Annotated in this window: 15 protein-coding genes; 10 read left to right on the forward strand and 5 right to left on the reverse strand. The window is 64.5% G+C overall.

The window, feature by feature from the left end; genetic code table 11:
• Window positions 1-49: 49 nt before the first annotated feature.
• On the reverse strand, window positions 50-490 hold the full coding sequence (locus tag NJU76_RS11405) for a DUF4385 family protein (RefSeq protein WP_254528597.1): 441 nt from the start codon (window positions 488-490) through the stop codon (window positions 50-52).
• A 150-nt stretch (window positions 491-640) separates the two neighbouring features.
• On the opposite strand from NJU76_RS11405, the gene NJU76_RS11410 reads away from it, so the two are divergent.
• Complete coding sequence (locus tag NJU76_RS11410; protein WP_254528599.1) at window positions 641-1,132, forward strand: PaaI family thioesterase; 492 nt, start codon at window positions 641-643, stop codon at window positions 1,130-1,132.
• A 65-nt stretch (window positions 1,133-1,197) separates the two neighbouring features.
• Here NJU76_RS11410 and NJU76_RS11415 read toward each other — a convergent pair whose 3' ends face one another.
• Complete coding sequence (locus NJU76_RS11415) at window positions 1,198-1,362, reverse strand: hypothetical protein (protein ID WP_254528601.1); 165 nt, start codon at window positions 1,360-1,362, stop codon at window positions 1,198-1,200.
• Window positions 1,363-1,493: 131 nt separating this feature from the next.
• A complete protein-coding gene (locus tag NJU76_RS11420) occupies window positions 1,494-2,066 on the reverse strand; it encodes a cysteine hydrolase family protein (protein ID WP_254528603.1) in 573 nt (190 codons plus the stop codon).
• A gap of 74 nt (window positions 2,067-2,140) precedes the next feature.
• Between NJU76_RS11420 and NJU76_RS11425 the strand changes: the two genes are divergently transcribed.
• Complete coding sequence (locus NJU76_RS11425) at window positions 2,141-2,302, forward strand: hypothetical protein (RefSeq protein WP_254528605.1); 162 nt, start codon at window positions 2,141-2,143, stop codon at window positions 2,300-2,302.
• A gap of 154 nt (window positions 2,303-2,456) precedes the next feature.
• A complete protein-coding gene (locus NJU76_RS11430) occupies window positions 2,457-2,729 on the forward strand; it encodes a DUF7967 family protein (RefSeq protein WP_254528607.1) in 273 nt (90 codons plus the stop codon).
• A gap of 398 nt (window positions 2,730-3,127) precedes the next feature.
• Here NJU76_RS11430 and NJU76_RS11435 read toward each other — a convergent pair whose 3' ends face one another.
• Window positions 3,128-3,475, reverse strand: coding sequence for a four-helix bundle copper-binding protein (locus NJU76_RS11435; protein ID WP_254528609.1), 348 nt, complete (start codon window positions 3,473-3,475; stop codon window positions 3,128-3,130).
• 457 nt (window positions 3,476-3,932) lie between these two features.
• Between NJU76_RS11435 and NJU76_RS11440 the strand changes: the two genes are divergently transcribed.
• The 7 genes from NJU76_RS11440 to NJU76_RS26555 all read left to right on the forward strand — a co-directional run bounded on the left by NJU76_RS11440 (window position 3,933) and on the right by NJU76_RS26555 (window position 13,440).
• A complete protein-coding gene (locus NJU76_RS11440) occupies window positions 3,933-5,840 on the forward strand; it encodes a glycoside hydrolase family 15 protein (RefSeq protein WP_254528611.1) in 1,908 nt (635 codons plus the stop codon).
• A gap of 6 nt (window positions 5,841-5,846) precedes the next feature.
• Complete coding sequence (locus tag NJU76_RS11445) at window positions 5,847-7,355, forward strand: vitamin K epoxide reductase family protein (RefSeq protein WP_254528613.1); 1,509 nt, start codon at window positions 5,847-5,849, stop codon at window positions 7,353-7,355.
• Between the two features lie 2 nt (window positions 7,356-7,357).
• Window positions 7,358-8,377 carry an SDR family oxidoreductase gene (locus tag NJU76_RS11450; RefSeq protein WP_254528615.1) on the forward strand — a complete coding sequence of 340 codons (1,020 nt, stop codon included), beginning with the start codon at window positions 7,358-7,360 and terminating at the stop codon, window positions 8,375-8,377.
• A gap of 129 nt (window positions 8,378-8,506) precedes the next feature.
• The gene (locus NJU76_RS11455; protein WP_254528617.1) at window positions 8,507-10,243 is read left to right on the forward strand and encodes an Hvo_1808 family surface protein; all 1,737 of its coding nucleotides are present in this window, start codon (window positions 8,507-8,509) and stop codon (window positions 10,241-10,243) included.
• A gap of 54 nt (window positions 10,244-10,297) precedes the next feature.
• Window positions 10,298-11,794 (forward strand): Hvo_1808 family surface protein, encoded by a 1,497-nt coding sequence (locus NJU76_RS11460; protein WP_254528620.1) that lies wholly within the window; start codon window positions 10,298-10,300, stop codon window positions 11,792-11,794.
• Window positions 11,795-11,995: 201 nt separating this feature from the next.
• Window positions 11,996-13,195: a nicotinate phosphoribosyltransferase gene (locus NJU76_RS11465; RefSeq protein ID WP_254528622.1), complete on the forward strand. Its 1,200-nt coding sequence runs from the start codon at window positions 11,996-11,998 to the stop codon at window positions 13,193-13,195.
• A gap of 116 nt (window positions 13,196-13,311) precedes the next feature.
• Entirely contained in the window at window positions 13,312-13,440 is a 129-nt protein-coding gene (locus NJU76_RS26555; RefSeq protein ID WP_256566006.1) for a hypothetical protein, read from the forward strand.
• A gap of 76 nt (window positions 13,441-13,516) precedes the next feature.
• On the opposite strand, the gene NJU76_RS11470 is transcribed toward NJU76_RS26555, so the two are convergent.
• A complete protein-coding gene (locus NJU76_RS11470; protein WP_254528624.1) occupies window positions 13,517-14,119 on the reverse strand; it encodes a TIGR00296 family protein in 603 nt (200 codons plus the stop codon).
• Window positions 14,120-14,164 lie beyond the last annotated feature (45 nt).

Consider the following 14,164-nt stretch of genomic DNA (forward strand, 5'->3'; position numbering starts at 1 on the left):
CGTGCGTCGCCCTCTTGAGCACCGTATCGAACGGTTCAGTTTTCAGCCGTTACCGTTCGCGGTGGGCTGCTTTCGCTCGCTGGTAGGCGTCGTCGTCGCGGACACGGGTCCAGTACGTCTGGAAAACGAGCGCGGCGGCTCGTTTGTCCCGGTCGGCCCAGCGGTGTGGTTCGCGTTCGTCACCGTTCTCGTCGTACTTCCTCCCGCCGGGATACTTCGCGTAGCGCATCGCTCGCGTGTACCCCATTCGAAGGTATTTTCGGGCCATGTCCATTCCCGGAAATTCGTCGTCGTCGCGGTAGCGTTCGTACTGTTCGTAAATCGCCGTCGCGGACTCGCGGGCCGCCGCTGCATCCGCGTAGGACCACAGCGGGAGGAGTTCGCTCTTGTACGGTTCGACCTTGAAGACGCCCGCCTCGCCGCGCCCGATCTCATACTTTTCGGGATGATCCCGAAAATCGATATCGTATTCGGGGCCGTCGTCACTCATCGGACTCACCATGGACAGTGCCGTTTGCGATCTCTCCATAGACAGTTCCATCGACCATCGATTCCCAAACGGTCCGGAGACGGAAGACCCCTTGCCGAGCGAAAATCGAGAAACGTAGCGGTAAAGTCGGTCGCACGGTGACGAGCGTACATGACGCGTAATATGCAGGCGCTGATCGAGGAGTTCGGTGACCTCGAGAGCGTGCTCCAACACTTTCTCGATGAGAACCAGGAATTTCTCTCGTGGCTCGGAACGACGGTCGAGCACATCGGCGACGGAACCATGACGCTCGCGATTCCCTATGACGAGAAACTGACCAACGTGCGTCCGAACGCGCCGGACGACCGACGTGACGATCTTCACGGGGGTGTCGCTGCGACCCTCATCGATACCGTCGGCGGATTCTCGCTTCGGACCGCAATCGAGGACGAGGAACCGTTCTCCGTCGGCATGGCGACGATCAACCTGAACGTCAACTACCTCCGGCCGGCGACCGGCGACCTCGAGGCGACGGCAAACGTGATTCGCGTCGGACAGAGCGTCGGGGTCAGCGAGATCACCGTCGAGAGCACGACCCCAGACGGGGAAACGAAGGCCGTGGCGACCGGTCAGGGCGCGTATCGAGTGTTCAGACACGACTGAGCGGCTATCAGTGGGCAGAGTGGTGAGGCAGGATACGTGGCGGGGCAGCGCCGACGATGTGATCGTCAGGAGCCAGCGGTCAACGTTCGGAGACGGAGTAAGAAAAATCCCGTCAGAAGGACGAATGCGGCGGCGGGCACCGCCGCGCCCGACGAGACGAAGTACCAGAGCGCGTACGCACTGACCGCGATGCCCAGCAGGTACACCGACCGCAATCGTCCTTCGTTCATTCGGAATCATCCCCGAGCCCCGCTCCGAGTCGCGGTCTCGTCACTCGGTGCGCGAGTCGCGTGTGCGGCGTGGCCATGCCCACTCGTTGGATCCGCCGCGACGAAAAGACGGGGGAAGACGGCGGGATCGATTACGCGAACTGGATGTTCTCGCTCGGATCCACCTCGCCGAACAGCCACGCGGCGTGATCCAGGGCGTACTCGTGATGTTCGTCCTCGATCGCTCCGATACAGTCCTCGACCAGGACCGGATGGAAGTCCCGGAGTCCGGCACTACCGCCGGTATGGAGCACGCAGACGTTCGCGAGCGTCCCACAGATCACGAGGTTCTTGATCCCGCGTGCGTCGAGCCACCCCTCGAGTTCGGTGTTGTAGAAGGCGTCGTAGGTGTGTTTTTCGACGACGTGATCCTCGTCTTCGACGTGGAGTTCCTCGACGATCTCTGCCTCCCACGTTCCCTCGAGGACGTGTTCGCCCCATTGCTCGAACTCGTCGTAATAGTGGACGTCCTCGAACTGCTCGAGCGTGTGGACGTCGCGGGTATAGATGATCTGCACCCCGGCCTCGCGGGCTCGAGCGACGAGATTCGCGATCGGCTCGATGACCTCCTCGCTGCCCGGCGCGTACAGCGACCCGTCCGGGTGACAGAACCCGTTTTGCATGTCGATGACCAGGACTGCCGTCATGTCTGGCTCGAATCGCATATGTACCCAATTCTAGGGGTGGAACCCTAAAAACGATCACGTTGGGCTCGAGGTGGTAGGAGACGGCTGTAGAGGTGACGGACCCCAGTCAATCGTCGCACTCGCCGGAGGGATCGACGAGCGACGACGCCGAGTCGCCCGCCGAATGGACGACCGATGCGGACTCGATCCTCGCCACCGTCGTGTTGGGGCGACGGTCGGTCCAGAGTCCGCGCCACAACACGTCGATTGGCTGACCGTGGGTGACCGGATTCCCGACCGGCAAAGCCAAGCCACGTGGCTGTGGGGACTCGAGGAGACCGCAGCGACCCCGTGTAAGGTGTCACGGGCGTGGGACGGAATCGTCCCCGCGACCAAACGACTAAATCCGTGCTCCCAGTGTGTTCGGTCGTGCCACCGGAGACCGATAAGGTTCGCGTTTGGCTCGTCGAGCGTGGATACAACAACCGCGATCTGATTATCCTCCAGTATGCGACTCCCGATGGGGACCGGGTCTACCGACGGGAGCTCGCACCGCAGGTTCTCGATACGGCGACAGTGACCGCCGCCAAGGACGTCTCTTCCGGCGATCTCGAAACCGTCGACGACGCGGATGTACAGAAACGGTACGCGGCCGAAGCCGGACGGATGGCTGGCAAGCACGACCCCGATGACGTGATTTGACCACCGCTCGTCCGTTCCGTGTCGGGGTTTTCCGCCATCACTCGCCGGCAGAACGGCTGTCGGAAGTGCCAGAAGGGGTTCGGGGGATGTCCACGAAAGCTAGTCTTGCTGTACTCACAGAGAGACGGGTGGAAGAAGTGTCTCGGTCGCGAGCAAAACCATCGGCCATACGTACGGCATCGGGCTACTGCACGACCTGAGTCTGGCGCTCCTTCTCGGCGGTGGGCTAGCGATGAGCGGTACCGTCCTCTCGCTGGGGTGCAGAATGTGCGTAAAGAACGGTTGGCTGCACACCAATAGCGCGGCCCCTCGAGGACACCGGACCCACTGATCCACTCCGGAAACGAGGGACGGGGCACTGGCCGACGTTCGGAATGGAATAATACCGGACGGCTGCGTTACGACGCCTGTACCATCTCGCGGCACGATTCGGCGCACGCTTCGACGACGTCGGCACAGACCTGGCAGTGCTCGTGGTCGTGACGCCGACACTCCTCGGCGCACTCTTCGGCGGCACCGGCGGTGGCTTCGGCGAGTTCGGTGCTGTAGTTGGAGTCGCGCGCCATAAACCGGGCGTTGTCGCTCGCGAGGTCGGCCACGTCTCGGCAGAGTCGGATGCAGCGGGACATGTCCATGTCTTCGTCGAGGCACTCGTCCGCGCACCACTCGCAAGCCTGCACGGCTTCGAAACAGTTGTCTATACACTCGTCTTCGAGTTCGCTCAGGTTGAGTTCTGCAAGTGACATCGCATGGGATGCACAGTTGCGATGGGAAAGGGTATTGTGCCTTCCATTTCAGTGGTTCCTGGGTTTGACGCTCAGGCGTCCATCTCGCGTCCCATCTTCGCTGGGTTCATCGTCCCTTCCTTGACGCCGGTGTCGATGAGCATGGGTTGACCGGATACGCCGCGACCGATCCGACGGTGGGCGAGAAGACGAGGCCGGCGCCGCGGAACGCACCGAAATCTCGTCGCTCGTCGTCCATCGGTATCATTCACTCTGCCGGCAATCGATCCCGGAACGGCTCACTCAGCAACGCGCCCACTCCGTCGTCCGTACGTCGCGCCTGTTTCGGCCGAGAGTGGCCCTTTCGTATGACTGCCCAACTGGGAACTCGATCCACCGACAAGACATCGATCGGCGGTTGGCGGTCGACATCCGCCCCGTACGCACACCGATCCGTGTCCACGTCACACCGCTTCCCATGCAGTACAAACGCCTTGAGGAATACGGCGCGATCGGCGATAGGAACGCCATCGCCCTGGTCGGTCGAGACGGCTCGATCGACTGGTGTCCGCTACCGCACGTCGAATCTCCGAGCGTCTTCGCCGCACTACTCGACGCGGGTCGTGGCGGTCGATTTGCCGTTCGCCCCGTGCAGTCGTTCGACTCCGTCCAGCGGTACCGCGATCGGACGAACGTCCTCGAGACGACGTTCCAGACCGCTAGCGGGAGCGCGACCGTGACTGACTTCATGCCCGTGCCCGAAGCGACCGGGTCGAACGCCCTGCCGCCGGCCCTCTTCCGGAAGGTGACGTGTGAGTCCGGGCCGCTCGAGCTCGAAATCGCGTTCGATCCGCGCTTCGACTACGCGCGGGACGTCCCCGAGATCGAACCCGTTACAGACGGCGTCGTCGCGGTGGGCGACGACGAACGGGCGGTCCTCTCGAGCGACGTGCCGCTCGCGCCGTCGTCCGACGACCCCGGAGCGAACGGGACGGTGACGCTCGACCCCGGTGAGACGAGCTGGTCGGTGCTCGGCTACGACGAGACGATTCCGCTGGAGCCGGCGCGGTTTCAGGAGATACTCGACGGCGTCGTCGACTACTGGCGGGGGTGGACCCACGACTGCGACGGGTCGGACTGTCCCGTCGGCGGTTCGTGGCACGACCTCGCGACACGCTCGTCGCTCGTGCTCAAGCTGCTCTTTCACGGAGAGACGGGCGCGGTGTGCGCTGCACCGACGACCTCGCTCCCGGAGGCCCTCGGCGGCGTCCGCAACTGGGACTACCGGTTCAACTGGATCCGCGACGCGGCCTTCACCGTCCGCGCGCTCTCGGAACTGGGCCACCTCGAGGAGGCGCGGTCGTACTTTCAGCTGTGTCTCGACCACTGCCGACATCACGATCCCGCTTCGATTCCGCCGGTCTACGGACTCCACGGCGGCGACGGCCTCGAGGAACGCGTTCTCGATCACCTCGAGGGATACCGCGAATCCGCTCCCGTACGCATCGGCAACGCGGCCCGGGAGCAACACCAGCTGGACGTCTACGGCGAGTTGATCCTCGCGATATACGAGAGCGTTCGCTACGGCGAAGCGATGACGACCGACGACTGGGCAGTGATGTGCGACCTCATCGAGTACGTCTGCGAGGGGTGGGACGAACCCGACGCGGGTATCTGGGAGATGCGCGTCGACCGAGAGCAGTTCGTCTATTCGAAGATCATGTGCTGGACGGCACTGGACCGGGGGATCGACCTCGCCGAGGCGGCCGACCGCGTCGACGCCCCTCTCGAGCGCTGGCGGTCGTGCCGAGAGGCCGTTCGGGAGGCGATCCTCGAGCAGGGGGTCAGCGAGCATATGAACTGTTTCGTGCGCTCGTTCGGCGACGACGACACGCTCGACACGGCGAATCTGCTCGTCCCGGTCGTCGGTTTCCTCCCGCCGGACGACGACCGCGTTCAGGCAACGATCGACGCGACGCTGAACCGGCTGGCGACCGACGACGGGCTCGTCCGACGGTACGAAGGTGACGATGGCCTTCCGGGCACAGAGAGTCCGTTCGTCGTCAGCTCACTGTGGCTCGTCACCGCCCTCGCGCTCTCCGGGCGGACCGACGAGGCGGTCGATCGCTTCGACTCCATCCTCGAGTTCGCCAGTCCGCTCGGGCTGCTGGCCGAGGCCGTCGATCCAGAGACCGGCGAACAGCGCGGCAACTTCCCACAGGCGTACAGCCACATTGGACTCATCAATGGGGCGCTTTCCCTCGCCGACGCGGACGACTCGACCGACGGTCCACCGGCATCGCCGGCACCGCTGGGTCGAGACGAGTCGATCGCCGACGTCGTCTCCAGCGGAGAGATCGTTCGCCGACCGACCGATACGAAGTGAGAGACCATGACCGACGACAGACAGACCGACTCGATCGACGACCCGACCGCCGTGACGACCGACGCACGAGAGCGAAACTCGCGGATCGACGGCGGGGGCGAGACGACGGACGACAGCGCCGAGAATGGAAGCGACGGCGAGAACCGAGACGGCGGCGACGGCGGATCGATGCGGCCGGGGACGATGATGCTCGCACACCCGACGAAGGAGATCTGGCCCCAGTACGCGATCATCTCGCTTGGCATCTGGCTACTCGCGACCGCGCCGGCGCTCGGTTACGAGAGCGCGCTGATGAGCTGGAACAGCGTCGTCAGCGGGCTCGTTCTCGTCGCACTCGCCGGCCTCACGATCTACCGGGAGAGCGGCTACGCCAATTACGCCAACGGTTTCGTCGGCCTCTGGCTGGTGTTCGCGCCGATCGCGTTCTGGGCGCCGTCAGCCGCCGCGTACGCCAACCACGCGCTCGTCGGCGTCATGGTGATCACGTTCTCGGTCCTCATCGTGATGCGTTCGGAGATGGACGGTCCAGCCGTCCCGCCGGGCTGGTCGTACAATCCGTCGACGGGGACCCAGCGCGCGCCGCTGATCGCGCTCGGTATTTTCGGCTTCTTCGCCTCGTGGTACATGGCGGCGTTCCAGCTGGGGTACATCGGCAGCGTCTGGGACCCGATCTACGGCACCGGCTCCGAGCAGATCCTCACCTCGAAGGTGTCGAAGGCGTTCCCGGTTTCCGATGCCGGCCTCGGCGCGGTGGCCTACTCGGTCGAGGCGCTGATGAGTTTCATGGGCGACCGGCGGCGGTGGCGCACGATGCCGTGGATGGTCGCCTTCTTCGGCGTCGTCGTGATCCCGCTCGGTTTCGTCCAGGTACTTCTGGTCATCATGCAACCGATCATGGTCGGGACCTGGTGTACCCTCTGTCTCCTGTCGGCGTTCGGTATGCTCTGGATGATCTCGCTGACCGTCGACGAGGTCGTCGCGATGGGACAGTTCCTCGTCAGGCTGATGCGGCAGGGCGACTCCTTCTGGACCGCCTTCTGGATGGGTGGGACCATCCCCAAGGACGAGTCCGCCGTGAGCGATGGCGCGATGCGAGCGATCGATAACTCGCCCGTTCGCGAGCCGTTCTGGGGCGTTTCGATCCCGTGGACGCTGCTGGCCGCGATGGCACTCGGCGTCTGGCTCATGCTGTCGCCGACGGTCTTCGGGACGACGGGACTCATGGCCGACAGCAGCCACCTGGTCGGTTCGCTCGTCGTCTCCTTTACCGTGATCGCGACCGGCGAACCCGCTCGAGCGATCCGGTTCCTCAACGTTCCGCTGGCCGCGTGGATCGTCGTTGCACCGTGGTTGATCGGCGGGGTGCCGACGATTGCCGTCATCAACGCTATGGTCGTCGGGGCGCTCGTAGTGGTCTGTAGCGTCCCGCGCGGCCCGATCGAGGATCGCTACGGCGGTTGGGAGCGCTACGCCACCCTCGACACAATCGACCGACTGAACCCCCTCAGTAGCTAACCATGTCAGAATCCAATCATTCCGAAGTCGTTGTCGTCACGGGCGCATCGGCCGGCGTCGGGCGAGCCACCGCTCGCGCGTTCGCCGAACGTGGCGCGAAGATAGGGCTCCTCGCGAGAGGCGAGGACGGCCTCGAGGGCGCACGGAAGGACGTCGAGCGAGCTGGTGGCGAGGCCGTCGTCGTTCCGACTGACGTCTCCGATTCAGAAGCTGTCGAAGACGCGGCCGATACCGTCGAGAACGCGTTCGGACCGATCGACGTCTGGGTGAACAACGCGATGGTGTCGGTGTTCTCGCCGGCCGCGGAGATGACCGCCGACGACTACCGCCGCGTCACCGACGTGACGTATCTGGGGTACGTGTACGGGACGCAGGCCGCCCTCGAGCGGATGCGGCCCCGCGACGAGGGGACAATCGTCCAGGTCGGGTCGGCGCTGGCGTACCGCGGCATTCCGCTCCAATCCGCCTACTGCGGTGCGAAACACGCGATACAGGGCTTTACCGAATCCGTGCGGACGGAACTCATCCACGACGACTGTAACGTACAGCTGTCGATGGTCCAGATGCCCGCCATGAATACCCCGCAGTTCGAGTGGTCGAAGAGCAGACTGCCGCGGAACCCCCAGCCGGTACCGCCAATCTACCAGCCCGAGGTCGCCGCTCGAGCGATCACCTGGACCGTCGATCACGGCGAGGACGAACTGTGGGTCGGACGGTCCACCCTGAAGGCGATTCTCGGCGAGCGCCTGATCCCGCGGCGGCTCGACGAGTATCTCGCCCGCGGTGGCTACGAGTCACAGCTGACGGACGAGTCGGTCGACCCCGATCGGAAGAACAACCTGTACGAACCGGTTTCGGGTGACTTCGGCGCGCACGGCCGATTCGACGAGCGGGCTCGCGATCGAAGCTACCAGCTTCAGGCGTCGATGCACCGGCGCGCGCTCACGCTGATCGTCGGACTCGCGGGCGCCATCGCGGCCACGATTCTCGGCCGGCACGCCGTGACTGGCGATCGCGAGTGAAGTACTCGCACACGTTCAGTACGAGCCCCGATCGGTCTCGGCTCGGCGTCTCTCGGACCGTTCGCGCTCGAACGGTGCAACCGTCGCGCTTTTTGCAATCCCATTCGTACGGATAGCTATCCAATCCAGATGCAATCGACGTCCCCTCGCTCGTCCGTCGTCCTCTTTTCGGTGCTGCTCGCCACGGTGATTCTGACCGGTGGGCTCGCTGGCCCGGCACTGGCGACCGGTGGACTCGCCGACTCGGACCCGACGTCGGCCGCGGCCGCACGCGCGGACGAACCAGTCGCCGCCGACTCGACTGCGGCGGTAGCGTCGGCAGCCCTCCAGACCCAACGCGATCGGCCCGAGAATCCCACGACGGAGGGCACCGTCGGCTACGTCGCGGGCTACTGGTACGACGACGAACTGCCGGTCGACGATCAGTCGAACGCGGTCGTCGACGACGACGAACTCACGCCAGTCGTCTACCGGGCGATGGCTCGCGTCGAGCGCATTCGGAACCTGACCTTCGAGGACGAAATTTCCGTGGACGTCGTCTCTCGTGCGGAGTACCGACGGACCAACGGCGACCGATTCGCGAACCTCTCCCCGGCCGAGCGCTTAGAGCAGAACGTCGGCTACGAAGCGCTGTTCACGGTCGATCGGAACACGGCGGCCGCCGACGCGACCGAGTCGTTGTACGGCGGGGCCGTCAACGGCTACTACGACCCTGCCACCGACGAGATCGTTATCGTCTCCGAGAACCCCGAGACGCCCGAACTTGATGAACTCACGCTCGGTCACGAACTCGCCCACGCTCTCCAGGACCAGCGGTTCGACCTGTCCCAGCTCAACGGATCGACGCAGGACGAGACCCTGGCTATCGACGGGCTCGTCGAAGGTGACGCAAAGCAGGTCGAACTCGAGTACGAGAATCGGTGTCAATACGAGTGGGACTGTCTCAGACCGAGCACCGGCGATCGAAATATCTCCGCCGACGTTAACTGGGGCATCTATTTCACCGTCTATCAGCCATACAGCGACGGTCCCGACTACGTCACCCTCCGTCGCTATCAAGGTCGGGGCTGGTCGGCCATCGACGCGGCCTACGACGACCCGCCGACGACCACCACGGCCGTGATCCACCCCGACTCGGAACGCGAACCGGCGAACGTGTCGGTTCCGGACCGTTCGGGCGACGGCTGGCGACAGCTCACCGTCGACGGCGACGCGGCGTCCGACACCGTCGGCGAGGCCGGCATGGTCGCGATGTTCGTCGCCGACGCGTTCGGATCGAGCCGGCAACCGGTAATCGAGCAGAGCGACTTCCTCGACGGCGGTCCCGGGTACGACTACAACCAGTCGGTCACGAACGGATGGGCCGGGGACCGACTGGTCGTCTACACGAACGACGACGTGACCAACACGAGCGCGCCGACGGCTGCCGGCGACGCCGGCTACGTCTGGCGGTCGGAGTGGCAATCAGCCGCTAACGCCCAGGAATTCGTCGACGGCTACCTCCGATTGCTCGAGACGCACGGTGCCGAGTCTGTCGACGGCCGCCGAGACGCATTCCGGATCGCCGACGGTGGCTACAGCGGTGCGTACTATCTCGAGCAAAATGGGTCGACGGCGACGATCGTCCGCGCGCCGTCAGTCGACGAACTGTCCGCCGTCGAGGCCGGTGCTGCACCTGCAGGTGAAGATTCACTCGACCTCCCGGCGAGCGACGAGTCGAACGAGTCCAACAATATACCTGGCCTCGGGCCGTCCGCCGTGGCTGGAGCGATTTGCCTCGTCGTCCTCGGTGCGGTGACTCGGATCGCGGTGAGTCGAGGCTGGCTCCAAATCGATCCTCGCGGCCGGAACCGGAATCGTGACTGAGCCTCGAGCCGATAGATTGATATGCTGAATGCCGTCGTACCGAACAGCAGGCACATGAATCGGGTCAGACTGCTCGCGGTTATCGCGTTGGTGGTGCTCTCGGGGTGTACGCTCCCCGGCGACACGAATGGGTTCGATTCCGACGGCGACCTCGGGCACGTCGGCGAGTACGCACACGACGAGACGCTCGCGTTCGACACGAGCGACGGCCTCACTCGCGAGCAACTCGAGGCGGTCAAGTACCGGGCGATGGCGCGGATCGAGGTCGTCCGTGGGCGCCAGTTCACACGCGACGTCGAACTCGAGGTGCTGACCCGAGCCGAGTATCGCGACCGGCGGGCGGCCGGAACCGCGAATGCGTCGGCGTTCCGGAACGAACTCTGGCGTGGTGCGTTCGTGGTCGACGGCGAGACGGACGTCAGTCAGGCGTTCGACGATCTCTACAGGAACGCCATCCAGGGCTACTACGTCAACGATCGGATCGTGATCGTCGCCGAGGACACTGATCGGATCCGGATCGACCGGTGGGTCCTAGTCCACGAACTGACTCACGCGCTGCAGGATCAGCAGTTCGGGATTTCACGGGAGGCGGAAACGATAGACGGCATTCGAGCCGAGAACGGCGTGATCGAGGGTGAAGCGAGCTACGTCTCGCGTCGCTACGACCGCCGTTGTGGGGACGAGTGGCAGTGTCTCCCGGGCGGGAAGGGAGAGACGAGCACCGGCGAGGCGCTCGCCGACCGTCCCTTCGACGCCGGTCTCTACCTCTCGATCTACGTCCCATATGCGGAAGGGCCGCAGTTCGTCGCCGATCTCGCCGAACGCGGTGGCTGGGACGCCGTCGACCGTGCTCACAGAACTCCTCCCCGGAGCACCACCCAGTTGATCCATCCAGGCCACTATCCCGCCACCCAACCGGAAGCGGTCACGATTCCGGATCGCTCGAGCGACGACTGGCGGCCGATCACGGAGAGAACCGACGACGAGGGCGATCGCGCAGGCACACCTGACCCCCGCACGGAGACGATCGGCGAGGCGACCCTGTTCGCGATGCTGTGGGAAAACGGCGTGATCGACCGCCCGCTCACTGAGAGTGGGTCCGATCTCGCGCCGTACAACTACTCTCACCCAGCGACCGCGGGGTGGGCCGGGGACAGCTTCCGGGTCTACCAGAGTACGTCTGATCCCAATCGAACCGGACACGTCTGGCGGCTCGCCTGGGACAGTCCGGCAGATGCGACGGCGTTCGCCGACGCGTATCGACGGCTCCTCGAGAATCGTGGAGCCGAAGCGGTCGAATCCGCGGGATCGACGGCGGGAACCGTGTATCGAATTTCAGACGGAGAGCCGTTCGCCGGCGCCTACCGAGTCGCTGTCGTCGACGAAACGGTCGTGATCGTCGGCGCCCCGACAGGTGACGATCTCGAATCGATCCACGCTGCGAGGTCGGAGTCGGAGATGGCCCCTTCACTCGAGCCTGCTGCTACCCTCGAATCGACCGCCCGACCTCCCGGTCTCCTGGCTTCCGATCGGTCGGCGGTGTCCACCTAGCGGGGAACCAGAACCGTCACAGCAGGGACGGGAACCGTCGCCGCGAGTATCGGGCCCCTCAGCACGAGTGGTACGTACGATCACGGCGCCGATACTACGGACACCGACAGCGACGCCGGCGCAATCACAGCAGGGTCGGTGGCCATGTCTCAGTCGGCGCCAGACGGGTAGCTTTTTTGCCTCCCGGGAAAAACCGGTGATATGTCAAATCCGTTCGGAACGGTCCCCCCTGAAGCGATTCTCGAGGGGAAAGCGACCGACGCCTACTTCGAGCGCACCCGGGCCACGCTCGAATACGCGGACAAGAATCCACACGTGGTCGCCGAAGTGACCGCAGATCAATTTCCGACCGGGGAGTTCGAGGTTTTCACCGGCGTGAAGGATGTCGCGACGCTACTCGAAGGCAGACGGCTCGACGTCGACGCGCTCCCCGACGGCCAGTTGTTCGACGGTGGGCCGGTACTTCGGATCGAGGGACGGTACCTCGAGTTCGCCGAATTCGAGACGTCGTTGCTCGGCTTTTGTTCACAGCCCAGCGGGTTCGCGACGGCCGCACTCGAGGCTCGACTGGCGGCCCCGGACTCGCTCGTCCTCTCGTTCGGCGCGCGCCACGTCCACCCTGTGATTGCGACCACGGTCGAGCGTGCAGCCTTGCTCGCGGGTTTAGATGGCTTCTCCCACGTCGCCGCAGGAGAGATCCTGGGACGGGAAGCGGGCGGGACGATGCCCCACGCGCTCATGTTCTGTTTCGGCGAGGGCAACCAGGCCGAGGCCTGGGAGGCGTTCGACGAGGCCGTTTCCGATGACGTTCCCCGAATCGCGCTGGTCGACACCTTCTGGGACGAGAAAAGCGAGAGTCTCCTGGCGGCCGAGACGCTCGGCGACGACCTCGACGGCGTTCGCATCGACACGACCAGCTCCCGTCGCGGAGACTTCGAACACATCATCCGCGAAGTCCGCTGGGAACTCGACGCTCGCGGCTACGAGGACGTCGACATCTTCTGTAGCGGCGGCCTCGAGCCCGATACTATCCGTCCGCTGCGCGAGATCGCAGACGGGTTCGGCGTCGGGAGCTACATCACCGGGGCCGATTCGGTTGACTTCAGCCTCGATATCGTCGAAATCAGCGAGGGATCGGACGGTCCCTCGAGCAGCCGGACGCAGTCCGGCGACGAGGGCGAACCCGTCTCCAAGCGGGGCAAACTCGGCGGCGTCAAGGAGGTCTATCGAACCCCTGACGGCGGCCACCAGATCACTCTCGCAGACCGCGAGGGCCCGACCGACGGCGAGTCGTTGTTCGAGCCGCTGATTCGCGACGGCGAGATCGTCCGCGAATTCGATCTCGACGAGGCGACCGACCGGTGTCTTGAGGACGCCGAGACGGTCGGGTTCGGTCAGTGACTGATTCGATTCCTGATACCGATATCGCAATGGGACTGGCAATTCGACTCGTCACCGTCGTCGCGCTCATCGGGTTCTGTAACTGGATCGTCCTCTAGTGACCCTCGGTCAGTTCGATGCTGTTCCTCATCCTCGTCGACACGATTGCCATCTGGCTCGCCGTCCACTATGTCTTCGATGCGCTGAACGGCCCGGTTGGCGTGAACCCCGCGGATCTGAACGAGCCGGTGCGGACGGGGGAGTGAAGTGTCGGTGCGATCGGTACCCGGAGACAGGGCGGACTCTCGAGGAACGAATCGTCGGACGAACGGTATCTAGTACTCAGACTTGTTCGATGCTGCCGTCTGCTTTGCGTTCGCGGAAGACCTGCCCCTCGAATAGCGTGACGACGACGTCGTCGTTCTGCCAGGCGCCGGGGGCGAGCTTGGCTTTTCGGCACGTTCGATCGAGATACTCGCGGGCACTCCAGTTGTTCTCGACCGGTACCGTCGGGTACAGCCAGCCACCTTCGCCGCCGCCATCGATGGCGACGCCGTGGGTGCCGAGTTCGAGGTCGACTAACGGATCGTCGGTGAGAACGACGTTCCTGACGGTACAAACCGAAACCGTGAGATTCGGTAGTTCCGATGGACTCACCTCAGAGCCACAGGAGTCTCCGCTCGCGGCTTCGATCGCCGCGTCGACGATGACGTGGCCAAGTTGGTCGTCCGAGCGGTAGCCGCCCGCACAGCCCCGCAGGCTTCCCCGTCCACGGGTCGACTCGAGGCGGACGAATGCGCCGGTTCGCTCGTAGAACGCTTCGCGCATGCTGCCGGGTTGTTCTCGTTGTCCGTGTTGTACGTAAGATTCGACGGCCTCGCGCGCAAGTTCCACGGCGCGCGCGCCGTCTTCGTAGGAGAGGTCGACGCCCTGTCGCTGGGACATACAGATGAACATGGGAACCGTCGTCCTAAAACGCTTCCATTCGTT

The organism is Natrinema gelatinilyticum (assembly GCF_024266705.1).
Taxonomy (GTDB): Archaea; Halobacteriota; Halobacteria; order Halobacteriales; family Natrialbaceae; genus Natrinema; species Natrinema gelatinilyticum.

Bases quoted from the DNA above. Each gene is read 5' to 3' on its own strand.
- NJU76_RS11420 (WP_254528603.1), bottom strand. From the start codon at position 2,066: ATGCGATTCGAGCCAGACATGACGGCAGTCCTGGTCATCGACATGCAA.
- NJU76_RS11415 (WP_254528601.1), bottom strand. From the start codon at position 1,362: ATGAACGAAGGACGATTGCGGTCGGTGTACCTGCTGGGCATCGCGGTC.
- NJU76_RS26555 (WP_256566006.1), top strand. From the start codon at position 13,312: ATGCTGTTCCTCATCCTCGTCGACACGATTGCCATCTGGCTCGCCGTC.
- NJU76_RS11455 (WP_254528617.1), top strand. From the start codon at position 8,507: ATGCAATCGACGTCCCCTCGCTCGTCCGTCGTCCTCTTTTCGGTGCTG.
- NJU76_RS11410 (WP_254528599.1), top strand. From the start codon at position 641: ATGACGCGTAATATGCAGGCGCTGATCGAGGAGTTCGGTGACCTCGAG.
- NJU76_RS11465 (WP_254528622.1), top strand. From the start codon at position 11,996: ATGTCAAATCCGTTCGGAACGGTCCCCCCTGAAGCGATTCTCGAGGGG.
- NJU76_RS11435 (WP_254528609.1), bottom strand. From the start codon at position 3,475: ATGTCACTTGCAGAACTCAACCTGAGCGAACTCGAAGACGAGTGTATA.
- NJU76_RS11460 (WP_254528620.1), top strand. From the start codon at position 10,298: ATGAATCGGGTCAGACTGCTCGCGGTTATCGCGTTGGTGGTGCTCTCG.
- NJU76_RS11450 (WP_254528615.1), top strand. From the start codon at position 7,358: ATGTCAGAATCCAATCATTCCGAAGTCGTTGTCGTCACGGGCGCATCG.
- NJU76_RS11445 (WP_254528613.1), top strand. From the start codon at position 5,847: ATGACCGACGACAGACAGACCGACTCGATCGACGACCCGACCGCCGTG.
- NJU76_RS11470 (WP_254528624.1), bottom strand. From the start codon at position 14,119: ATGTCCCAGCGACAGGGCGTCGACCTCTCCTACGAAGACGGCGCGCGC.
- NJU76_RS11440 (WP_254528611.1), top strand. From the start codon at position 3,933: ATGCAGTACAAACGCCTTGAGGAATACGGCGCGATCGGCGATAGGAAC.
- NJU76_RS11405 (WP_254528597.1), bottom strand. From the start codon at position 490: ATGAGTGACGACGGCCCCGAATACGATATCGATTTTCGGGATCATCCC.